General features: G+C 58.8%; 17 protein-coding genes and 1 pseudogene. 7 read left to right on the top strand and 11 right to left on the bottom strand.

Annotation, left to right across the window (positions count from 1 at the left end; genetic code table 11):
* Positions 1 to 2: 2 nt before the first annotated feature.
* Positions 3 to 3,902, bottom strand: coding sequence for a phosphoribosylformylglycinamidine synthase (gene purL / locus UIA24_RS01875; protein ID WP_330522052.1), 3,900 nt, complete (start codon positions 3,900 to 3,902; stop codon positions 3 to 5).
* A 260-nt stretch (positions 3,903 to 4,162) separates the two neighbouring features.
* Between purL and mltF the strand changes: the two genes are divergently transcribed.
* Positions 4,163 to 5,623, top strand: coding sequence for a membrane-bound lytic murein transglycosylase MltF (mltF, locus tag UIA24_RS01870; RefSeq protein WP_065761800.1), 1,461 nt, complete (start codon positions 4,163 to 4,165; stop codon positions 5,621 to 5,623).
* Between the two features lie 43 nt (positions 5,624 to 5,666).
* Here the strand turns inward: mltF and tadA are convergent, their stop codons facing one another.
* Together tadA and UIA24_RS01860 are read right to left on the bottom strand one after the other, a co-directional pair.
* On the bottom strand, positions 5,667 to 6,149 hold the full coding sequence (tadA, locus tag UIA24_RS01865) for a tRNA adenosine(34) deaminase TadA (protein ID WP_065761799.1): 483 nt from the start codon (positions 6,147 to 6,149) through the stop codon (positions 5,667 to 5,669).
* Positions 6,149 to 7,522: a multicopper oxidase family protein gene (locus UIA24_RS01860; RefSeq protein ID WP_099776548.1), complete on the bottom strand. Its 1,374-nt coding sequence runs from the start codon at positions 7,520 to 7,522 to the stop codon at positions 6,149 to 6,151. The genes tadA and UIA24_RS01860 overlap by 1 nt, the downstream gene beginning before the upstream one ends.
* A gap of 213 nt (positions 7,523 to 7,735) precedes the next feature.
* On the opposite strand from UIA24_RS01860, the gene UIA24_RS01855 reads away from it, so the two are divergent.
* Entirely contained in the window at positions 7,736 to 8,107 is a 372-nt protein-coding gene (locus UIA24_RS01855) for a PH domain-containing protein (protein ID WP_099773671.1), read from the top strand.
* Positions 8,108 to 8,325: 218 nt separating this feature from the next.
* Here the strand turns inward: UIA24_RS01855 and UIA24_RS01850 are convergent, their stop codons facing one another.
* A complete protein-coding gene (locus tag UIA24_RS01850; protein ID WP_330522051.1) occupies positions 8,326 to 8,727 on the bottom strand; it encodes a Rid family hydrolase in 402 nt (133 codons plus the stop codon).
* Between the two features lie 148 nt (positions 8,728 to 8,875).
* Here UIA24_RS01850 and UIA24_RS01845 point away from each other — a divergent pair.
* Positions 8,876 to 9,070 (top strand): annotated as a pseudogene (locus UIA24_RS01845) (PH domain-containing protein); the annotation flags it as partial.
* 155 nt (positions 9,071 to 9,225) lie between these two features.
* Here the strand turns inward: UIA24_RS01845 and guaA are convergent.
* The 4 genes from guaA to UIA24_RS01825 all read right to left on the bottom strand — a co-directional run bounded on the left by guaA (position 9,226) and on the right by UIA24_RS01825 (position 13,809).
* Complete coding sequence (guaA, locus tag UIA24_RS01840) at positions 9,226 to 10,803, bottom strand: glutamine-hydrolyzing GMP synthase (RefSeq protein WP_065761731.1); 1,578 nt, start codon at positions 10,801 to 10,803, stop codon at positions 9,226 to 9,228.
* Between the two features lie 79 nt (positions 10,804 to 10,882).
* Positions 10,883 to 12,352, bottom strand: coding sequence for an IMP dehydrogenase (gene guaB, locus UIA24_RS01835; RefSeq protein ID WP_330522050.1), 1,470 nt, complete (start codon positions 12,350 to 12,352; stop codon positions 10,883 to 10,885).
* An 85-nt stretch (positions 12,353 to 12,437) separates the two neighbouring features.
* Positions 12,438 to 12,995, bottom strand: a complete 558-nt coding sequence (locus UIA24_RS01830) for a sugar ABC transporter ATPase (protein WP_065761733.1) — start codon at positions 12,993 to 12,995, stop codon at positions 12,438 to 12,440.
* Between the two features lie 43 nt (positions 12,996 to 13,038).
* Complete coding sequence (locus UIA24_RS01825) at positions 13,039 to 13,809, bottom strand: sulfite exporter TauE/SafE family protein (protein ID WP_065761734.1); 771 nt, start codon at positions 13,807 to 13,809, stop codon at positions 13,039 to 13,041.
* Between the two features lie 102 nt (positions 13,810 to 13,911).
* Here UIA24_RS01825 and UIA24_RS01820 point away from each other — a divergent pair, with 102 nt between their 5' ends.
* Complete coding sequence (locus UIA24_RS01820) at positions 13,912 to 14,799, top strand: LysR family transcriptional regulator (RefSeq protein ID WP_099773667.1); 888 nt, start codon at positions 13,912 to 13,914, stop codon at positions 14,797 to 14,799.
* A 44-nt stretch (positions 14,800 to 14,843) separates the two neighbouring features.
* Here the strand turns inward: UIA24_RS01820 and UIA24_RS01815 are convergent, their stop codons facing one another.
* From UIA24_RS01815 to UIA24_RS01805, 3 genes are all read right to left on the bottom strand, one after another.
* On the bottom strand, positions 14,844 to 15,089 hold the full coding sequence (locus UIA24_RS01815) for an immunity protein (protein WP_330522049.1): 246 nt from the start codon (positions 15,087 to 15,089) through the stop codon (positions 14,844 to 14,846).
* Positions 15,090 to 15,432: 343 nt separating this feature from the next.
* On the bottom strand, positions 15,433 to 15,723 hold the full coding sequence (locus UIA24_RS01810; RefSeq protein WP_099773665.1) for an immunity protein: 291 nt from the start codon (positions 15,721 to 15,723) through the stop codon (positions 15,433 to 15,435).
* A 913-nt stretch (positions 15,724 to 16,636) separates the two neighbouring features.
* Positions 16,637 to 16,987, bottom strand: coding sequence for an immunity protein (locus UIA24_RS01805; protein ID WP_330522048.1), 351 nt, complete (start codon positions 16,985 to 16,987; stop codon positions 16,637 to 16,639).
* Between the two features lie 444 nt (positions 16,988 to 17,431).
* Here UIA24_RS01805 and xseA point away from each other — a divergent pair, with 444 nt between their 5' ends.
* The 3 genes from xseA (at position 17,432) to leuA (ending at position 21,618) form a co-directional block, all read left to right on the top strand.
* Entirely contained in the window at positions 17,432 to 18,811 is a 1,380-nt protein-coding gene (gene xseA / locus UIA24_RS01800) for an exodeoxyribonuclease VII large subunit (RefSeq protein WP_330522046.1), read from the top strand.
* 3 nt (positions 18,812 to 18,814) lie between these two features.
* Complete coding sequence (locus UIA24_RS01795) at positions 18,815 to 19,633, top strand: peptidoglycan DD-metalloendopeptidase family protein (protein ID WP_330522045.1); 819 nt, start codon at positions 18,815 to 18,817, stop codon at positions 19,631 to 19,633.
* Positions 19,634 to 19,944: 311 nt separating this feature from the next.
* Positions 19,945 to 21,618, top strand: a complete 1,674-nt coding sequence (gene leuA, locus UIA24_RS01790) for a 2-isopropylmalate synthase (RefSeq protein WP_065761910.1) — start codon at positions 19,945 to 19,947, stop codon at positions 21,616 to 21,618.
* The last annotated feature ends 163 nt before the right edge of the window (positions 21,619 to 21,781 follow it).

Genomic DNA, 21,781 nt, shown 5'->3' with positions numbered 1-21,781 from the left:
GCTTAGTTCACCCACACGCGCGCGTTACGGAACATCCGCATCCACGCACCGTCTTCATTCCACTCGTCCGGCTTCCAGGAGTTCTGTACGGCACGGAAGACCCGCTCAGGGTGCGGCATCATGATGGTGACGCGACCGTCGCGGCTGGTCAGGCCAGTGATACCGCGCGGCGAACCGTTAGGGTTGGCCGGGTAAGCTTCGGTGACCTTGCCATGGTTGTCGACAAAACGCAGCGCCACGCAGCCGGACAGGTCTGCCTCAAGCAGCGCCTCAGGGCTCTGGAACTCGGCATGACCTTCACCGTGAGCGATGGCGATCGGCATGCGCGAACCGGCCATGCCCTGCAGGAAGATCGAGTTCGACTCCTGAACCTGAACCATGGCCACACGGGCTTCGAACTGCTCGGAACGGTTACGCACGAAGTGCGGCCAGAGCTCGCTGCCCGGAATCAGCTCGTGCAGGTTGGAGAGCATCTGGCAACCGTTGCAGACACCCAGGGTGAAGCTGTCGTTACGCTCGAAGAAGCCCTGGAAGGCATCACGGGCACGGCTGTTGAACAGGGCCGACTTGGCCCAGCCTTCACCGGCACCCAGCACGTCACCATAAGAGAAGCCACCACAGGCGACCAGCCCCTTGAAGTCGTTCAGGTCAACGCGACCGGCGAGGATATCGCTCATGTGCACGTCGATGGCATTGAAGCCGGCGCGGTCGAACGCAGCAGCCATTTCTACCTGGCCGTTGACACCCTGCTCACGCAGTACAGCCACTTGCGGGCGAATACCGGTCTTGATGTAAGGCGCCGCGACATCCTGGTTGACGTCAAAGCCCAGCTTGGCGTTCAAGCCTGGGTTATCTTCTTCCAGCAGGGCATTGAACTCCTGATCGGCACAGTCAGCGTTATCACGCAGACGCTGGATCCGGTAGCTGGTTTCTGCCCAGGTGCGCTGCAACACACTGCGCTCACCGTCGAACAGCACTTCGCCGTTCAGGCTGATCTGCACTTCGGCGCTGTTGATCGGTTGACCGATCACGGCAACACAGTCCTCACCAAGGCCTGCGGCGCTGAACTGTGCCAGCACCTCTGCCGTAGCGTCCTGACGCACCTGGATGACCGCACCCAACTCTTCGTTGAAAAGAATCGCCGCGACCTTCTCACGCTTGCTGGTCAGGGTGTCGAGCTCCAGGCTCAGGCCACAGTGACCGGCAAAGGCCATTTCCAGTGCGCTGACCAGCAGACCACCATCGGAACGGTCGTGGTAGGCCAACAGATGACCGTCAGCGTTCAGGCCCTGGATCACGGCGAAGAAGGCTTTCAGGTCTTCGGCATCGTCGACGTCCGGCGCCTGGCTGCCCAGTTTGCCGTGGGTCTGTGCAAGGATCGAGGCGCCCATGCGGTTCTGGCCACGGCCGAGGTCGATCAGGATCAGATCGGTCTCGCCCTTGTCCATGCGCAGCTCTGGGGTGAGGGTCTTGCGAATGTCAGTCACAGGCGCAAAACCGGTGACAACCAGCGACAGCGGCGAGGTAACGCTCTTCTCCTCGCCCTCTTCGCTCCAGCGGGTCTTCATGGACATGGAGTCCTTGCCCACCGGAATGGTCAGGCCCAGCTCTGGGCACAGCTCCATACCAACGGCCTTGACGGTGTCATACAGACGCGCATCTTCACCCGGGTGACCTGCGGCAGACATCCAGTTGGCCGACAGCTTGATGTCGGACAGCTTGCCGATCCGCGAGGCAGCCATGTTGGTCAGGGTCTCGCCAATCGCCATGCGACCGGACGCCGGGGCATCGAGCAGGGCCAGCGGGGTACGCTCACCCATGGCCATCGCTTCACCGGTGTAGACATCGAAACTGGTGGCGGTGACAGCGACATCGGCCACGGGCACTTGCCACGGGCCGACCATCTGGTCGCGAGCAACCAGACCCGTGATGGTGCGGTCGCCGATGGTGATCAGGAAGCTCTTGCTGGCCACCGCAGGGTGACGCAATACGCGATCAATGGAGTCATCCAGCGCCAGTGCGCTTGGATCGAAATCATCGCCCAGTTCCGCTTCACGGGTCACCGAACGGTGCATCTTTGGCGGCTTGCCCAGCAGTACGTCCAGTGGCATATCCACCGGATTGTTGCCGAAATGGCTGTCGGTAACGGTCAGATGCGGTTCGGCAGTGGCCTCGCCAACCACCGCGAACGGGCAGCGCTCACGCTCACAGATCGCCTTGAAACGCTCGAAATCGGCCGCATCGACCGAGAGCACATAACGCTCTTGGGATTCGTTGCTCCAGATTTCCAGCGGCGCCATGCCTGGCTCGTCGTTCGGCACGTTGCGCAGTTCGAAACGACCGCCGCGACCGGCGTCGTTAACCAACTCAGGGAAAGCGTTGGACAGGCCGCCCGCACCGACGTCGTGAATGAACTTGATCGGGTTGTTGTCGCCCAGCTGCCAGCAGCGGTCGATCACTTCCTGGCAACGACGCTCCATTTCAGGGTTTTCCCGCTGAACGGAAGCGAAGTCCAGGTCAGCCGAGCTGGAACCGGTCGCCATCGACGAGGCGGCACCGCCGCCCAGGCCGATCAGCATGGCCGGGCCACCCAGCACGATCAGCTTGCCGCCGACGCTGATTTCGCCCTTCTGCACGTGATCTTCACGGATGTTGCCCATACCACCGGCCAGCATGATCGGCTTGTGGTAGCCACGGACTTCATCACCGTGCGGGGTCGTGATCGACTGCTCGAAGGTACGGAAGTAGCCGGTCAGGGCTGGACGACCGAATTCGTTGTTGAACGCCGCACCACCCAGTGGGCCTTCAATCATGATGTCCAGCGCGTTGACGATGCGCTCAGGCTTGCCGTAAGGCTTTTCCCAAGGCTGTTCGAAACCGGGGATGCGCAGGTTGGAAACGGTGAAACCGGTCAGGCCCGCTTTCGGCTTGGCACCACGGCCGGTAGCGCCTTCGTCGCGAATCTCGCCACCGGAGCCGGTAGAAGCACCCGGGAACGGCGCAATAGCGGTCGGGTGGTTGTGGGTCTCGACCTTCATCAGGATGTGGACCGGCTCCTGCACCGCGCCGTACTGGCGGGTTTCAGGGTTCGGGAAGAAACGACCGGCCACGGAACCTACGATCACCGAGGCGTTGTCCTTGTAAGCAGACAACACGCCTTCGCTGTGCAGTTGGTAGGTGTTCTTGATCATGCCGAACAGGCTTTTTTCCTGGCTTTCGCCATCGATATCCCAGCTGGCATTGAAGATCTTGTGCCGGCAATGCTCGGAGTTGGCCTGGGCGAACATCATCAGTTCGATGTCGTGCGGATTGCGCTTCAAGCCCAGGAAGGCATTGACCAGGTAATCGATCTCATCGTCAGCCAGGGCCAGGCCCAACTCGACGTTGGCCTTTTCCAGTGCGGCGCGGCCACCGGCCAGTACATCGACCGCCGTCAACGGCTTGGGTTGTGCGTGACTGAACAGACCCGCGGCATCTTCCAGCTTGCTCAGCACCAGCTGAGTCATGCGGTCGTGCAGCACGTCGGCAACAGCAACGACATCAGCCTCGCTCAGCTCACCGCTGACATAGAAGGCGATACCCCGCTCCAGGCGCTGGATATTAGTCAGGCCACAGTTGTGGGCGATGTCGCTGGCCTTGCTCGACCAGGGCGAAATGGTGCCGAAACGTGGCACTACCAGAAACAGGCGGCCAGTGGGCTCCTGAACCGGTACGCTAGGGCCGTACTTGAGCAGACGTGCAAGCACCTGCTGTTGATCGGCGGTCAGATCACCGTCAACCTCGGCGAAATGAGCGAATTCAGCATACAAACCACTAACAGCGGGGACTTTCTGGCTCAGTTGCTCGATTAACTTACCGTGGCGAAAGGCAGAAAGGGCAGGAGCGCCGCGCAGGATCAACATCGTCGGGACAGCCTCAGGAAGGGGGTGTGCTTAGAGGCCGTGCATTGTAGCCTAAACCGGCGCGTCAGGCACTCGAAACGCTGCATCCACCCCTGCCCGAATATCGGTATCTGCTGACGGCCTACAACAGCGCCACCTCTTAAATTGAAAAAGACGGTAAAAACCCTACGTTTTGCGCGTACATTTTTGCCCATCGCTAACAGACAAGCCACCCATTGTCGAGATATGGCTGGGCCTGACCTTTGCGTATACTGCACGTTATGTTTGCCCAGACTGCTTTGCGCCAGCGTTGCGCCAAATGGCTCATCGCAACCGGACTCTTACTGCTGCTCGGTGCCTGCGTTGAAAAACCCAGCACACTCGAGCGAGTCAAAGAGGATGGCGTGCTGCGCGTGGTTACCCGCAACAGCCCGGCCACCTACTTCCAGGACCGCAACGGCGAAACCGGCTTCGAATACGAACTGGTCAAGCGCTTTGCCGACGATCTGGGGGTAGAGCTGAAGATCGAAACCGCTGACAACCTTGACGACCTGTTCGGACAACTGGGCAAGCCACAAGGCCCGGTACTGGCGGCCGCCGGCCTGGTCAGCAGCGAACAGCGCAAACAACAGGTGCGCTTTTCCCACCCTTATCTGGAAGTCACGCCCCAGATCATTTATCGCAACGGCCGCTCACGCCCTACCGACGTCACCGACCTGGTCGGCAAGCGCATCATGGTGCTCAAGGGCAGCTCCCATGCCGAGCAGTTGGCGGAACTGAAGAAACAGTACCCCAAGCTCAGTTACGAAGAGTCCGAGGCGGTCGAAGTGGTCGACCTGCTGCGCATGGTCGACGAAGGCCAGATCGACCTGACCCTGGTCGACTCCAACGAATTGGCAATGAACCAGGTTTACTTCCCCAACGTACGGGTAGCGTTTGATCTGGGGGATGCCCGCGACCAGCGCTGGGCCGTCGCCGCTGGCGACGACAACAGCCTGCTCAACGAAATCAACACCTTCCTCGACAAGGCCCAAAAGAACGGCACCCTGCAACGCCTGAAAGACCGCTATTACGGCCATGTCGATGTACTTGGCTACGTCGGCGCGTATACCTTCGCCCAACACCTGCAGCAACGCTTGCCACGCTTCGAGAAGCATTTCCAGGCCACGGCCAAGAAAGAAAAGGTTGATTGGCGCCTGCTGGCGGCCATCGGCTACCAAGAGTCGATGTGGCAGGCAGAGGTCACCTCCAAGACCGGCGTTCGCGGGCTGATGATGCTCACCCAACGCACGGCCCAGGCCATGGGCGTCTCCAATCGACTGGACCCCAAGCAGAGCATCAGCGGTGGCGCCAAGTACTTCATGCACGTCAAGAACGAGCTGGACGACAAGATCGAAGAGCCGGACCGTACCTGGTTCGCATTGGCGGCCTACAACGTGGGCAGCGGCCACCTGGACGACGCACGCAAACTGGCGGCCCGGGAAGGCCTGAACCCGAACAAGTGGCTGGATGTAAAGAAAATGCTGCCACGCCTGTCGCAAAAGCAGTGGTACAGCAAAACCCGATATGGCTACGCCCGCGGCGGTGAACCCGTGCACTTCGTGGCCAACATCCGTCGCTACTACGACATCCTGACCTGGGTTACGCAGCCACAGCTTGAGGGCAATCAGGTGGCCGAAGGCAACCTGCATGTGCCGGGGGTCAACAAGACCAAACCACCTGAGCAGCCATCGTCCCTCTGAGCCCTGCGTTCAGTCATCGCGCACTTCCCAGCGGCATGCCCGCTCAGGATCGCGCACGCCGCGCCTTGAAGAACTCAGTGAGAATACTGCCGCACTCCTCGGCCAATACCCCGCCCTCAAACAGCACGCGGTGATTGAGAAAACCCTGGGTAAAAAACTGCCCCTGGCTCTGCACCACCCCGGCTTTAGGCTCCAGCGCCCCGAACACCACACGGGCAATACGCGAATGGACGATCAGCCCTGCGCACATGCTGCACGGCTCCAGCGTCACGTAGAGGGTACTGCCCGGCAAGCGGTAGTTACTGGCAGCCTGCGCAGCCGCACGAATGGCGACCATCTCGGCATGCGCGCTGGGATCACTGCCACTGATCGGGCAATTGAACCCCCGACCAATGACCTCACCATGCTGCACCAACACCGCACCCACCGGCACTTCACCCAAGGCCGCGCCTTGGGCCGCAAGGTCCAGGGCCATCTGCATGAAAACCTGATCGCGACTGCGATCAATGATCTGGGGCTGGCGCATCAGGCTACCTCGATTGCAGCCATCAGGCCGGTTTCCATGTGATCGATGACATGGCAGTGGAACATCCAGGTTCCCGGGTTATCGGCTACCAAGGCGACCTGGGCACGTTCGTTCTTGCCCAACAGGTAGGTGTCGGTGAAGTACGGCTCGATTTTGCGTCGGTTCGACCCAATCACCTTGAAGGACATGCCATGCAGGTGAACAGGGTGCTGATACTGGGTCATGTTCTTCAGCTCGAAGATGTAACTCTTGCCCTTCTTCAGCGTAGCAATCGGGCGATCAGAGCAGGTCTTGTCCGTGATGTCCCAGGCAACACCATTGATCTGCCACAGGCTTGGCGGTCGATTCTCGGTATTCACCGACACCGAACCTGCCCACTCAAAATTGAAGTGGAGCTTCTCGGCATTGGCCAGATCCGGCTCGGCCACCGGGTTGGCCGGCAGCGCTGGCGGCCAGTCACTCGGCGTGTCATTGCTGGCGACCGAGCGCAAGGTACCCAAGCGTACCGGGCCATCACGCAGGGAGATTTCCTCACCCGCCGGCGGCACCTTGATCGCCAGACAAATACGCATTCCCGGGCCCAACCAGTAGTCCTTGCCCAGCGGACGCGGCGTGATCGGGTTGCCATCCAGCGCATAAATACGCGCCTCGGCATTCCCGCGCAGGTTGATCCGGTAGGTCAGGGTGTTGTCCAGGTTGAGCAAGCGCACGCGGACAATCTGCCCAGCCGGCAGATCGACAACAGCATTGGGTTCACCATTGATGGTGAGCAAGCGCCCTGCCGTACCACCCCGGGCAGCTTCACGAGGCACGCTGAAGGCCACAAAGGCCCCTTGCTCGTCCACATGCCAGCTCTTCAGGCTCAGGGTGCGTTCGTGCTTGAACCCGGTGGGCTCGCGCTCCTCGACAATCAACGGCCCCACCAGCCCGCGTCCCAGCTCCTCACTACTGCTCACATGCGGGTGATACCAGTAGCTACCGGCATCCGGCACACGGAATTTGTAGTCGAAGTATTCGCCCGGCAATACCGGCAGTTGCGAAACGTAGGGTACGCCATCCATTTCCAGCGGCAGGCGAATGCCGTGCCAATGAATAGTTGTAGGAACCGGCAGGTGATTGATGAAGCGTACACGCAGCCATTCGCCCTGACGTACACGCAACTCGGTGCCCGGCGCCGAAGGCCCAAACGCCCACGCCGGTGTCTTGTAGCCCGATACCAGCTCCACATCCAAGGGTGCGGCAATCAGCTCGTAGTCATGGCCAGCATTCGGGTCGGTCCTGCCCAGCCAATAGCGCGCAGCGCCACCCGCCCCCAGGCCAACCGCCACCAAGCCAGTAAGGCCACCGAGAATTTGTCGCCGGGTAAAGGACATCGGAGCAAGCACCTCGTACTGCAGACTCAACAGGCTGGCGCACTGTGCCAGCGATGAAGGGCGAATACGATACACCTGCATTTGAGAAAGATTAAGTGAAGACTTTGTCGCACCCGCCTTGTGGCACCCACCCCATCTGCACCAGAATCCCCCCGACCAGCCCCTGCCATTGAAAAACCTGGACTGTTGCTCACCTCATAGGGATATCCACGCATGATCGACTTCAACAACAAAGGCTTCTTCAAACTCAAGCAAAACGACGAATACGCCGAACGCGTAACCGCCCTGCTGCTAGACGGCGAACACGTCATCGACGCTTACAAATCCATGCGCGACGGCGTGGTGTTCACCAACAAGCGCATCATCGCAGTGAACGTGCAAGGCCTCACCGGCAGCAAAAAGGATTTCACCTCCCTGCCCTACAAAAATATCGTGGCCTACTCGGTTGAAACCTCCGGCACGTTCGACCTGGACTCGGAGCTGGAAATTTACTTTTCGTCGCTGGGCAAAGTGAAGTTCGAGTTCACCGGCAAGACCGCGATCGTCGAAATTTCCAAGCTTATCTCTGCACATATTTTTGCCTGACAGCACTGCGCGAAGCGGGGTGCCAGCGAGCATGCGGCGCCTGCATCGTTGGCAAGCCAACTCCCACAGGGGACCGCGCAGAACATGGGCGCTCCCTGTGGGATCCAGGCTTGCCCTGGTAACGGTCAATGGCTTCTTCCAGCGTTTCGCCGGGCAACCATTAGAACAAATCGTGTAAACGCCTGCCTCAGGCGTTTACACGCCCGAGCGCGATCACATTATTCAGTAACGGCTTGAGCTTCGATCTCCAGGAGCCAGTCTGGGCTCGCCAACCCCGAAACCAAGATCCACGAGGAGGCTGGCAACTTGTCTCCAAATGAGTCATGCAGTGCTCTTGAGATATCGTTCTGAGAATCTGGATTACTCGCATCAGCTCGTATATAGATTCTGAGAATAGTTACATCACTCAAGCGCGCAGGGACTTCTGCCAACAACCTTTCAATGCATTTTAAGCACCGTATTGCTTGCTCGTACATGCCAACGCTGTGCAGAGACTGATCTGCATTGGCTGCAACTTGCCCTGATAAGAAAATGTGATTACTTCCTTTTGAAACAACAGCCTGGCTGAATCCGTATTGTGTGCTATCAAATAAAAAACCTGGGTTTATCCTCTTATGCATGAAAACACCAACCTGTAAAAATATTGATTCAAGAATATCGAGTCATGAACACTGAAGCCACCCGTTTTAGCCCCGAGGTACGTCAACGTGAGCGATGCTTCTGTGCTGCCCGGCTTACCGCCGACGTTTGGCGGAAACCAAGATGCACGGCAGCAAAAAGGATTTCACCTCCCTGCCCTACAAAAATATCGTGACCTACTCGGTTGAAACTTCCGGCACGTTCGACCTGGACTCGGAGTTGGAAATTTACTTTTCGTCGCTGGGCAAAGTGAAGTTCAAGTTCACCGGCAAGACCGCGATCGTCGAGATTTCCAAGCTTATCTTTGCACATATTGTTGCCTGACAGCACTGCGCGAAGCGGAGTGTCAGCGGGCATGCGGCGCCGGCATCATTGGCACGCCAACGCCTATAGGGATCAGTGCCAGAATCCACTCGGCTTAAAAAACAAACCCCCGCTAAAAAGCGGGGGTTTGTCAGTAGCCTATGCCGGACGCGGGATCATTCCCACTCGATGGTTGCCGGCGGCTTGCTCGACACGTCGTAGGTCACCCGCGAGATGCCATCGATCTCGTTGATGATGCGACCACTGACAGTTTCCAGCAGCTCGTACGGCAGGTGCGCCCAACGGGCGGTCATGAAGTCGATGGTTTCCACGGCACGCAGGGCCACGACCCAGGCGTAACGACGGCCATCACCTACCACGCCAACGGATTTGACGGGCTGGAACACCACGAACGCCTGGCTGACCTTGTGGTACCAGTCGGCCTTGCGCAGCTCTTCGATGAAGATGTGGTCGGCACGACGCAGCAGGTCGGCGTACTCTTTCTTCACCTCACCGAGGATCCGCACACCCAGGCCTGGGCCCGGGAACGGGTGACGGTAGACCATGTCGTAAGGCAGGCCCAGTTCCAGACCGATACGGCGGACTTCGTCCTTGAACAGCTCGCGCAGCGGCTCGACCAGCTTGAGGTTCATTTCCTCTGGCAGGCCACCAACGTTGTGGTGCGACTTGATCACGTGAGCCTTGCCGCTCTTGGCACCGGCCGACTCGATCACGTCAGGGTAGATGGTACCCTGGGCCAGGAACTGGATGTTCTCCAGCTTGCTCGCCTCAGCATCGAACACGTCGATGAAGGTGCGACCGATGATCTTGCGCTTCTTCTCTGGGTCGGCTTCGCCGGCCAGATTGGACAGGAACTGTTCCTCGGCGTTGGCACGAATCACCTTGACGCCCATGTTCTCGGCGAACATGGCCATCACTTGCTCACCTTCGTGCAGACGCAGCAGGCCGTTGTCGACGAAGACGCAGGTCAGTTGATCGCCAATGGCACGGTGCAACAGCGCAGCCACCACCGAAGAGTCGACACCGCCAGACAGACCCAGCAGTACGTTTGCCGAACCCACCTGCTCACGCACCTGGGCAATGGCGTCTTCAACGATGTTCGACGCAGTCCACAGTGCTTCGCAGCCGCAGATGTCGAGGATGAAGCGCGACAGGATGCGACCGCCCTGCTTGGTGTGGGTCACTTCCGGGTGGAACTGCACGCCGTAGTAGCCACGGGTGTCGTCGGCCATACCGGCGATCGGGCAGCTCGGGGTGCTGGCCAGAATATGGAAGCCGGCTGGAATCTCGGTAACCTTGTCACCGTGGCTCATCCAGACATCGAGGCCGAATACGCCATCGTCGTCTACATGGTCTTCGATGCCGTCCAGCACGCGGCTCTTGCCGACGACATCGACACGGGCGTAACCAAATTCGCGCAGATCGGAACCTTCAACCTTGCCGCCCAATTGCTCGGCCATGGTCTGCATGCCGTAGCAGATGCCGAACACAGGTACACCCAGGTCCCAAACGGCTTGCGGGGCACGTGGGCTGTTGGCTTCGTGGACCGACTCGGGGCCGCCTGCGAGGATGATGCCGCGCGGGGCGAATTCGCGAATCGCTTCATCGTCCATGTCGAACGGATGCAGTTCGCAGTACACACCGATTTCGCGAACGCGACGAGCGATCAGCTGGGTGTACTGGGAACCGAAATCGAGGATCAGGATGCGGTGAGCGTGAATGTCGAGGGCCATGACTCAATCTCGTCAGTGGTAATCGGAAACGACACGGGGCTGTCGATAACAGCCCCGCTTGCTAGTACTGCCAGAAGCATCAACCTACGCGGTAGTTTGGCGCTTCTTTGGTGATCTGCACGTCATGCACGTGGGACTCGGCCATGCCGGCACCGGTGATGCGGACAAACTCAGGCTTGGTGCGCATCTCTTCGATGGTGGCACTGCCGGTGTAACCCATCGAGGAGCGCAGACCGCCCATCAACTGGTGAATGATTGCGGTCAGGGAGCCTTTGTACGGAACGCGACCTTCGATACCTTCCGGTACCAGCTTCTCGGCACCGGCCGAGGAGTCCTGGAAGTAGCGATCGGAAGAGCCCTGGGCCTGGGACATAGCACCCAGCGAACCCATGCCGCGGTACGCCTTGTAGGAGCGGCCCTGGAACAGCTCGATCTCACCTGGCGCTTCTTCGGTACCGGCGAACATCGAACCCATCATTACGCAGGAAGCGCCTGCAACGATGGCCTTGGACAGGTCACCGGAGAAACGGATACCGCCGTCAGCGATCAATGGCACACCGGTGCCATCCAGTGCAGCAGAGACATTGGCGATGGCGCTGATTTGCGGCACGCCAACACCTGCAACGATACGGGTGGTGCAGATCGAGCCTGGGCCGATACCGACCTTGACCGCATCAGCGCCAGCTTCAACCAGTGCCTTGGCCGCAGCGCCAGTGGCGATGTTGCCGCCGATGACCTGCACTTCAGGGAAGTTTTCCTTGACCCAGCGAACGCGGTCGATAACGCCTTTGGAATGACCGTGCGCGGTGTCGACCACAACCACGTCAACGCCAGCAGCAACCAGTGCGGCAACGCGCTCGCCAGTGTCCTTGCCGGTGCCGACAGCGGCGCCGACGCGCAGACGACCCTGGTCGTCCTTGCTGGCCAGCGGGTAGGCCTTGGCCTTTTCGATGTCCTTGACGGTCATCATGCCCTTGAGGGCGAATTGCTCGTCGACGATCAGGACTTTTTCCAGGCGGTGCTTGTGCAGCAGCTCGCGGACTTCGTTCTTGTCGGCGCCTTCGCGGACAGTGACCAGACGCTCTTTCGGCGTCATCACTTCACGCACGGTGGCGTCCAGACGGTTCTCGAAGCGCACGTCACGGGAGGTCACGATACCGACCAGGTCACCCTTGTGCAGTACCGGTACACCGGAGATATTGTTCAGGCGGGTCAATTCGAACAAGTCGCGCACGGTAGCGTCAGCGTCGATGGTGATCGGGTCTTTGACCACGCCAGCCTCGAACTTCTTGACCTTGCGCACTTCGGCAGCCTGCTGCTCGATGGTCATGTTCTTGTGGATGATGCCGATGCCACCTTCCTGTGCCATTGCAATGGCCAGGCGGGCTTCGGTCACGGTATCCATGGCGGCGGAAACCAACGGAATATTCAGCTCGATGCCACGGGTCAAACGGGTCTTGAGACTGACTTCATTGGGCAGTACCTCGGAATAACCAGGCACTAGGAGAATGTCGTCGAAGGTCAGGGCTTCTTGGCTGATACGCAGCATCGCGGGGGCTCCCGGGCGGGAAAAATGGAAGCGCGCCATTATACTCATACCCGGGCCTTCACTCAATGTATAGATGGCCCTTCGGTCAGTTGTCGTTCAATGTCACCTGCACCACGGCCACGGGCTGGTCCAGCCAATCGGCAAATGCTTCGATAAAAGAGGGTTTGAAACCAGCTTCGGCCCAGTTGTTGAAGATAAACCCCAGGTTGGAAAAACCACACGGCTGCAGGAACAGGAAGCCGTTGATATCGTCCTCATGGCCGCACTCGGGGCAGGTGAAGTTATCGGTCTGCCCAGGCATCCACTCTTCCAGGCTCTCGAACAGCGCCTCGCCAACCTCGCGACGGCATTCGGCACACCCGGCCTCCTCCAGAAACCCCTGCACCGGCGTATAGATGCAACGCTTGGTGACCACCTCAAGGCCATTGACCGGCTGATCGAACGGCAGCAGTTCCGGATGCAGCACCACCTTGCGTGCGCCCGGCGCGATGGCATACGCCATGCGATTGCCGGTACGCCCGCAGGTGCTCAGCTGTTCTTCGACAATGTTTTCGCGCACTAGCCAACGCAGGATCGCCCGGGCTCTCGGCTCGTGTACCGGGACCGTGGAAATTTTCGGGACGATGATGCACTGGGTATTCATAACGACGGCCAAACCAATTCAAAGTCGCCAGTTTAACCCGTGCTCAGGCACTCAGATAGCGACCGATCAGTGCAATACCACTGGCCAGCACCAGCCAGGTGACCATGCGCACAAACGCTTCGCGCGACATGTTCAGGGTCAGCCGTCGGCCCACCCACACGCCCAGCAGCATCATCGGCGCCAGGCACAGCGCCAGCAGCAACAACGGCAGGTCGGCATACACACCCGCCAGCAGGAACAGGCTCAGGCGCACCAGCGTACTGCAACTGATCAAGGCACTCTGGGTGGCACGCACCTGATCCTTGGAGAGCAACCGGGCATTAAGGTAGATCGCATAAAGAAAGCCGCCACTCCCGAACAGCGCCCCAAACAGGCCACCAACCGTACCCATTGGCACCACCCAGCCAGGCGCCAGGCGTGCAGGCTTGACGGTCACTGCCAGGCTGTAGACGGCATACGCCGTAATAAACAGCCCCATCAGCAGCAACAGCAGGTCGGACTTGAGGTTGAGCAGGAACACCACACCCAGGGTGCAGCCCAGCGCCATGCACGGCAGCAGACGCATCAGCTCGCTGCGAACCACAGCCTTGCGTGCCGGTAGCCAGTTACCAAACGCCGCCACGAAATCCAGCAGCACCAACAACGGGATAATCCGCGACAACGGCATGAACTGAATCATCACCGGCCCCGCGACCAGCGCTGTACCAAACCCGGCGACACCAAAGACAACATAGGCCGCACCGACACCCAGCATGATCAGCAGCCAGTCAATCGCCGAAAAGGGAAGTAGGGAAAACACCATTGCCACCGTCATAGCGAGCGACCTCTAAGGAAGACGCGGAAACTTTATCCACTCACCAGCCATGCCGACTAATATGCAATTCATGCAGAAGGTATCTTTAAAAGGCATAGCTCAATGATCTCCACGCGACAGCTGCGCTACTTCGTTGAAATCGCCGACAGCGGCAGCTTCAGTGCCGCCGCCGAGCGCCTGTACATCGCCCAATCGGCCTTGAGCCGGCAGATCAAGGTGCTGGAAGACCTGCTCGACACGCCACTGTTCGAGCGCACCGCCCGCCAGCCGCGCCTGACAACGGCGGGCGAGGCGTTCCTGCCACGCGCACGCAGCCTGCTCAGCGAACTGGAAAAAGCCAGTCGCATGGCCCACGAAATCGGTAATGGCCTGCGCGGTAGCCTTCGCCTCAGTCACTCCAGCACCGTACCGCTGACAGGGCACTTGCTCGCCCGGCTCAGCCGCTACCTGCAGGACAACCCAAAGGTCTCCATGGAGATTGCCCAGCAGTCCTCCGAAGCGCAGCTCGAAGAACTTGTCGAAGGCCGGCTGGAACTGGGCCTGCTGCGCCTCCCCGTACTGCGCCAGCATGAAGCCTTGTGCATTGAGCCACTGTTCGAGGAACCGCTGCTGCTAGCGGTGGCCAGCGACCACCCCTTGGCCAGCACGGCCACAGCCAGCCTGGCGCAATTGCGAGAAGAAGCCTTTATCTCCATCCCCCATCGCCAACGAGGCGGCTTGAGCTACCTGTCTGCGCAGTTATGCATGCAAGCGGGATTCTTTCCCAAGGCTGCGCGAGTGGTGTCACGCAAGACCACGCAACTGCAGTTGATTCAGGCCGGGTTTGGCGTGGCCCTGCTACCGCGCTGCATGAAAGATATCGCGCCCAGCGGACTAACATTCGTGCCCTTGGCCGATGAGGGCTGTACCAGCACCGTGGCCGTCGCCTATCGGCGTGATGCCGGGCCGTTGGTGCAGCAGTTTGTTAAGCACCTGCGTGAACAGGGCTGACTCATCTGCCAACCGTTAATGGTTGCGACTGAACCTTCACTGGATCAAACCGGGTTGGAGGGTGTATCCAACGTGTCGGCCCTGTACTTGTTCAAGGTTACAAAATCTGGGACTGACCAGTTCGGGCCTTTCATCGGCTGGCCTTTTTCGTTTTTGACAAAAACCCCGTCTTTGAAAAGCTGCTTATACACCTCAATTAGTTCACCATTGGCGATGACCTCGAACTTGAATTGGACGTACAGATAATCAATCGTCTGGTATGGAACTCTGGGAATGAATGCAGTCAGCACGTCAGCACGTCAGCGATGGGCTCATTGATTATGACACTCTCTAGATAACTCATTGCAAACTCCCCACTTCTCTTTATCTGTTTGCCTTCGGTGCGTTTCTTCCGCTTCTACTGCATAAAGCGGGTCCGCTTCTTCATCGCCCCCATAGCCCTCAAGGGTTGCAGTATGAGCATCGTTCCATACACGCCTATCTTCATGCCGAACACTCGATAGCGCTCCAGCCCCTATTTTCTGCCCTCGTCAGTAAACGCTAGGAAAACTCCGATCTCGTCATCACTGGCCGCCTGAACTGTGCTGACGTGATCGGAATGTTCTCAATGGTTGTAATTGAACCTTCACTGGATCAAACCGGGTTGGAGGGTGTATCCAGTGTGTCGGTCCTGTACTTGTTCAAGGTTACAAAATCTGGGACTGACCAGTTCGGGCCTTTCATCGGCAGGCCCTTTTCGTTCGTGACAAACACCCCATCATTGAAAAGCTGCTCATACACTTTTATAAGCTCACCATTGGCGATGACCTCAAACTTGAAATGGACATACAGACGATCAATCGTCTGGTATGAGACTCCAGGAATAAATGCAGTCAGCACGTCAGCGATGGACTCATTGATTATGACATCCTCTAAATAACTCATTGCTAACACCTCATTTCATTTTCCATCTGTCGCCGATACGCCTCTTCCGCTTATGCTTTGTAAAGTGGGTCCGCTTCTTCATCGCCCCATAGTCATCAAGGGTTGCCGTATAAGCATCGTTCGATACACGCCTATCCTCATGCCGAGCACTCGATAGCGCTCCAGCCCCTTATTTCTGCCCTCGTCAGTAAACGCTAGGAAAACTCCGCTCACGTCATCACAGGCCGTCTGACCTGTGATGACGTGATCGGAATACTCTCAATGGTTGCGATTGAACCTTCACTCGATCAAACCGGGTTGGAGGGTGTATCCAACGAGTCGGCCCTGTATTTGTTCAAGGTTACAAAATCTGGGACTGACCAGTTTGGGCCTTTTATAGGCCTGCCTTTTTCGTTCGTGACAAACACACCATCTGTGAAAAGCTGCTCATACACTCTCATAAGTTCACCACTGGCGACGACTTCGAATTTGAATCGAACGTACATACAGTCAATCATTGGATATGAAGAGATGGGAATTAATGCCGTCAGCACGTCAGCGATGGACTCGTTGACTATGATCTTCTCCAGATAACTCATTGCTCACACCCCATTTCATTTTCCATCTGTCGCCGATATACGCTTCTTCCGCTTCTGCTGTGTAAAGCGGGTCCGCTTCTTCATAGCCCTCATAGCCCTCATAGCCCTCATAGCCCTCATAGCCCTCATAGCCCTCATAGCCCTCAAGGGTTACCGTATAAGCATCGTTCCATGCACGCCTATCTTCATGCTGAGCACTCGATAGCGCTCCAGCCCCTCATTTCTGCCCTCGCCAGTAAAGGCCATGAAAACTCCGATCACGTCAGCACAGGCCGTCTGACCTGTGCGTGAGTGATCGGAATGTTCTAAATGGTTATGATTTAACCCTCACTCAATCAAACCGGGTTGGAGGGTGTATCCAACGAGTCGGTCCTGTACTTGTTCAAGGTTACAAAATCTGGAACTGACCAGTTCGGGCCTTTCATCGGCAGGCCTTTTTCGTTTTTGACAAAAACCCCGTCTTTGAAAAGCTGTTTATACACCTTAATAAGCTCACCATTGGCGATGACCTCGAACTTGAATTGGACGTACAGACGATCAATCGTCTGGTATGGGACTCTGGGAATGAATGCAGTCAGCACGTCAGCGATGGGCTCATTGATTATGACATCCTCTAGATAACTCATTTCAAACTCCCCAAAATGCATTGAGTATCGTGGTGAAAGGGCTGCCAGCGTAAATTTCATTGGCTTATGCTGCGTGCATTACGCGCTATTTTTCGTGACCATCAGGTATTCAAGGGCCTACAGCCATCTTTGAGTTGTTTCCAGCGCAGAGGCATTGCCCAATACCCCGAGATTGGCCATTGCAGCATTAATGTCAGCCTACACTTGCTGCACATACCGCTTTGCCTTGTGCCTGCATGACAGCTAATCAACTTTAGCTAGAGGGCGTATATCAGCCGATTCCAGAATTAATGCAGGACCTCTCCTAAGCGAACGGGTGAATGGCTCAACGTTTCCCTAAACAACCCTCACTGTTCGGCTGCAGCGCAGGTCATTGACCACACGCATGGAGCATTCGATTTAACCCACTCTCAAGCCAGCAGCGATGCAACGGCTCGACGCGACCGGCTGCATTCGAACCGTCGATAGCGCGCAATGCGCTCACAATCCTTTATGATGCGACCCATGATCAGAGACCCTTTCGAACGACTCGGTCTGGACCGCGAAGTCCTGACCGTCAGCCAACTCAACGGCCGCGCCCGGGTGCTGCTTGAAGATGTTTTCAGCAGTATCTGGGTCGAGGGCGAGATATCCAACCTCGCCCGCCCGGCCTCCGGCCATATCTATTTCACCCTCAAGGACAGTGGTGCCCAGGTGCGCTGCGCGCTGTTTCGCAACAACGCCGCACGGGTGCGTCAAGCGTTGCGCGATGGCCTGGCGGTCAAGGTGCGCGGCAAGGTCTCTCTGTTTGAGGGGCGTGGCGACTACCAGCTGATTCTCGACACCGTGGAACCGGCCGGTGATGGCGCCTTGCGTCTGGCCTTCGAGGCGCTGAAGGAAAAGCTTGGCGCCGAAGGCCTGTTCAGTAGTGAACGCAAGGTTGCCCTGCCCGCGCATCCGCAGCGCATTGGCATTATCAGCTCACCCACCGGCGCGGTGATCCGCGACATCATCAGTGTCTTTCGGCGCCGTGCGCCGCAGGTTGAGCTGACCCTGATCCCGACTGCCGTGCAGGGCCGTGAAGCCATCGGGCAAATTGTTCGCGCACTGCAACGGGCCGACAGCCTGGGTTTCGACGCGCTGATCCTGGCCCGTGGCGGCGGCTCGCTTGAAGACCTCTGGTGCTTCAACGAAGAGGATGTGGCCCGAGCCATCGCCGCCTGCGTAACACCGATCGTCAGCGCAGTCGGCCATGAAACCGACGTTTCGATCAGCGACTTCGTCGCCGACGTCCGCGCGCCTACCCCGTCGGCTGCAGCCGAACTGTTGGCGCCAGACAGCAGTGACCTGCAACGGCGCATCGACAGCCTGCAACGGCGCCTGCTGCTGCAGATGCAAAACCGTCTGGCCCATGCGCGCCTGCGTGTCGAAGGCCTGAGCCGACGCCTGCGCCACCCCGGCGAACGGCTGCGCCAACAAGCACAACGCCTGGATGACCTGGATATGCGCCTGCGCCGCGCATTCGAGCAACGCCTGAACCAACGCCGCGAGCGCCTGGCCCGGCTTGACACACGGCTGGCCGCGCAGCACCCCGGGCGCACACTGGCACTGCTCAAGCAACGCCTGGACAGCCTCTCCGAGCGCCTGCCACGCGCCATGCGTGAAGCCCTGAAGGATCGTCGCCAGCAGTTGCAGGCCACCGTCCAGACCCTGCAGGTGGTCAGCCCGCTGGCCACCCTGGGCCGCGGCTACAGCATCCTGCTGGATGAGCGTGGCCAGGCCATTCGCAGCGCCAGCCAGACCCAAAACGGCCAACGCCTGACTGCGCGCCTCGGCGAAGGTCAGCTACTGGTGCGCGTCGAAGACAACCACCAGACCCCGGTCACGCTTTCTCTACTGGATTGATCCATGCCCCGTCTGCTCGCTTTTCTGCTTTGCCTGACACTGGCCGGCACCGCCCACGCCAGTTACATCACCCAGAAACTGAACAAGCCGGTGCCCGGCGGCGTCGCAGTCATTGACTTGGGCCCAGGCGCTCAGGCGCCCAATGCTCGCTTCGAGGGCAAACCGGTGCTGGTGGTAAAGGAACAGGACAAATGGCTGGCTATTGTCGGCGTGCCCCTGACTCAGAAACCCGGCCCGGCGACACTCAGCCTCGGCACGCGGACGCTGGCTTTTACCGTCGGCAGCAAGCAATACCCAGAGCAGCACATCACCCTGAAGAACAAGCGCCAGGTCAATCCCAACCCGGCTGACCTGAAGCGCATCGACGCCGAACTGGCCGAACAGGTTCGCGCCTACCGCAGCTTCAGCCCAGGCTTGCCAAGCAACCTGCTACTCGACAAGCCGGTCAACGGCCCCCTGTCCAGCCGTTTTGGCGTACGTCGGTTCTTCAACGGCGAAGAGCGCAATCCCCATGCGGGCCTGGACTTTGCCGTACCGGCCGGCACGCCAATCAAGACGCCGGCCAATGGCAAGGTCATCCTGGTCGGTAACTACTTCTTCAATGGCAATACCGTTTTCGTCGACCACGGCCAAGGCTTTATCAGCATGTTCTGCCACATGTCGAAAATCGACGTGAAACCCGGGCAGACACTGAGTCGCGGCGCCGTCATCGGGCGGGTGGGTTCCACCGGGCGCGCCACTGGCCCGCACATGCACTGGAACGTCAGCCTGAACGATGCACGGGTCGATCCGGCCATTTTCATCGGCGCCTTCCAGCCCTGAGGCAGGTTTGCGCCATTTAAAAAGACCGCGCAATAGACGCGGTCTTTTGCGCTATGAAGCGCTATAAAATCTCGCAAAAAAGTACTTTTTAAGCATTTCTATCAATTTTTTTCGAGTGCTTGCCATCTTTCACCCCACTGGGTAGGGTTGAGCTCATGAAAACCTTCCAGAACCTCTTCCAGCTTCGCCAACACCGCAGCCTTTGCCTGGTCAGTGCCCGACTACCAAGCTGAATCGCGTCGCCTCGCCTTTCCATCTTTTTGTTTGCTCGGCGGGCCCCTTTCAAGGCCGCACATTAAAGGATTGCTTCCATGTCCATGCTCAAAGACCCTTCGAAAAAATACCGCGCGTTTCCGACCATCGACTTGCCGGATCGTACCTGGCCATCGAAGACCATCACCCAGGCGCCGATCTGGTGCAGCTCGGACTTGCGTGACGGTAACCAGTCGCTGATCGAACCAATGGACTCGGCGAAGAAGCTGCGTTTCTGGAAGACCCTGGTCAGCGTTGGTGTGAAAGAAATCGAGGCATCGTTCCCTTCCGCCTCGCAAACCGACTTCGATTTCGTTCGCACCCTGATCGAAGACGGCCACATTCCTGACGACACCACCATTCAGGTGTTGACCCAGGCTCGTGAAGACTTGATCGCCCGTACCTTCGAGTCGCTGCGCGGCGCGAAAAAGGCCATCGTCCACCTGTACAACGCCACCAGCCCATCGTTCCGTCGCATTGTCTTCAACCAGGACAAGCAAGGCGTGAAAGACATTGCGGTGAACGCAGCCAAGCTGTTCGTCAAATATGCCGCCCAACAGCCGGACACCCACTGGACGTTCGAGTACTCGCCAGAAACCTTCAGCGCCACCGAAATGGAGTTCGCCAAGGAAGTCTGCGATGCGGTGATCGAAGTCTGGAATCCGACCCCGGAACACAAGGTCATCCTCAACCTGCCGGCCACCGTTGAAGTATCGACGCCGAACGTCTACGCCGACCAGATCGAGTGGTTCTGCCGCAACATCTCGCGTCGTGACAGCGTGATCATCAGCCTGCACACCCACAACGACCGCGGTACCGGCGTTGCTGCCACCGAGTTGGGCTTGATGGCGGGCGCCGACCGTGCCGAAGGCTGCCTGTTCGGCAACGGCGAGCGTACCGGCAACGTCGACCTGGTGACCTTGGCGCTGAACCTCTACACCCAGGGTATCGACCCTGAACTGGACTTCTCCGACATCGACGGCGTGCGCAAGGTGGTCGAGGAGTGCAACCAACTGCCCGTGCACCCACGTCACCCGTATGTTGGCGACCTGGTTCACACAGCGTTCTCCGGCTCCCACCAGGATGCCATCCGCAAGGGCTTTGCCCAGCAGAAAGATGACGCCCTCTGGGAAGTACCGTACCTGCCGATCGACCCGGCCGACATCGGCCGCAGCTACGAGGCCGTGATTCGCGTCAACAGCCAGTCCGGCAAGGGCGGTATCACCTACCTGCTCGAACAGGAATACGGCATCAGCCTGCCGCGTCGTATGCAGATCGAGTTCAGCCAGGTCGTACAGGGCGAAACCGACCGCCTGGGCCTGGAAATGAGCGCTCAGCAGATCTACAACTTGCTGCACCGTGAATACCTGCAGGCCAACTCGCCGTATGCGCTGGTCAGCCACCGCCTGCAGGAAGAGAACGGTCACAGCGCCGTGGAAGTGGAAGTCGCTGGCGAAGGCGAGACCACCCTGCACTGGCGCGGCAAGGGCAACGGCGCCCTGGAAGCACTGGTTGCCGGCTTGCCGGTTGCCGTCGAAATCATGGACTACAACGAGCATGCGATCGGTGCCGGGACCAACGCCAAGGCGGCGGCCTACATCGAGCTGCGCGTGGCCGGTGGCCGCCCAGTGCATGGCGTCGGTATCGATGAAAACATCACCACCGCCAGCTTCAAGGCCTTGTTCAGCGCCCTGAACCGCTCGCTGAGCCAACAGGCCGCCAAAGCCGCGTAAACCGGCCTGGCACCCAGCCGTTGAAAATGCCCGTCTTGAAAGAGCCGGGCACAGGCTACCGAAGAACCCTCGCTTTTATTGCGGGGGTTCTTTTTTTTAAGCCAAAGACCGCGCAGCCTGAAGGAGCCGGGCTTGCCCGCGATGCAGGCACCGCGAACTCACT

Origin of the sequence: Pseudomonas sp. AL 58 (assembly GCF_036348395.1) — a bacterium.
Classification (GTDB): Bacteria; Pseudomonadota; Gammaproteobacteria; order Pseudomonadales; family Pseudomonadaceae; genus Aquipseudomonas; species Aquipseudomonas defluvii.
This window is presented reverse-complemented; position numbering and strand designations above follow the sequence as displayed.

Bases quoted from the DNA above. Each gene is read 5' to 3' on its own strand.
- purL (WP_330522052.1), bottom strand. From the start codon at position 3,902: ATGTTGATCCTGCGCGGCGCTCCTGCCCTTTCTGCCTTTCGCCACGGT.
- mltF (WP_065761800.1), top strand. From the start codon at position 4,163: ATGTTTGCCCAGACTGCTTTGCGCCAGCGTTGCGCCAAATGGCTCATC.
- tadA (WP_065761799.1), bottom strand. From the start codon at position 6,149: ATGCGCCAGCCCCAGATCATTGATCGCAGTCGCGATCAGGTTTTCATG.
- UIA24_RS01860 (WP_099776548.1), bottom strand. From the start codon at position 7,522: ATGTCCTTTACCCGGCGACAAATTCTCGGTGGCCTTACTGGCTTGGTG.
- UIA24_RS01855 (WP_099773671.1), top strand. From the start codon at position 7,736: ATGATCGACTTCAACAACAAAGGCTTCTTCAAACTCAAGCAAAACGAC.
- UIA24_RS01850 (WP_330522051.1), bottom strand. From the start codon at position 8,727: ATGCATAAGAGGATAAACCCAGGTTTTTTATTTGATAGCACACAATAC.
- guaA (WP_065761731.1), bottom strand. From the start codon at position 10,803: ATGGCCCTCGACATTCACGCTCACCGCATCCTGATCCTCGATTTCGGT.
- guaB (WP_330522050.1), bottom strand. From the start codon at position 12,352: ATGCTGCGTATCAGCCAAGAAGCCCTGACCTTCGACGACATTCTCCTA.
- UIA24_RS01830 (WP_065761733.1), bottom strand. From the start codon at position 12,995: ATGAATACCCAGTGCATCATCGTCCCGAAAATTTCCACGGTCCCGGTA.
- UIA24_RS01825 (WP_065761734.1), bottom strand. From the start codon at position 13,809: ATGACGGTGGCAATGGTGTTTTCCCTACTTCCCTTTTCGGCGATTGAC.
- UIA24_RS01820 (WP_099773667.1), top strand. From the start codon at position 13,912: ATGATCTCCACGCGACAGCTGCGCTACTTCGTTGAAATCGCCGACAGC.
- UIA24_RS01810 (WP_099773665.1), bottom strand. From the start codon at position 15,723: ATGAGTTATTTAGAGGATGTCATAATCAATGAGTCCATCGCTGACGTG.
- UIA24_RS01805 (WP_330522048.1), bottom strand. From the start codon at position 16,987: ATGAAATTTACGCTGGCAGCCCTTTCACCACGATACTCAATGCATTTT.
- xseA (WP_330522046.1), top strand. From the start codon at position 17,432: ATGATCAGAGACCCTTTCGAACGACTCGGTCTGGACCGCGAAGTCCTG.
- UIA24_RS01795 (WP_330522045.1), top strand. From the start codon at position 18,815: ATGCCCCGTCTGCTCGCTTTTCTGCTTTGCCTGACACTGGCCGGCACC.
- leuA (WP_065761910.1), top strand. From the start codon at position 19,945: ATGTCCATGCTCAAAGACCCTTCGAAAAAATACCGCGCGTTTCCGACC.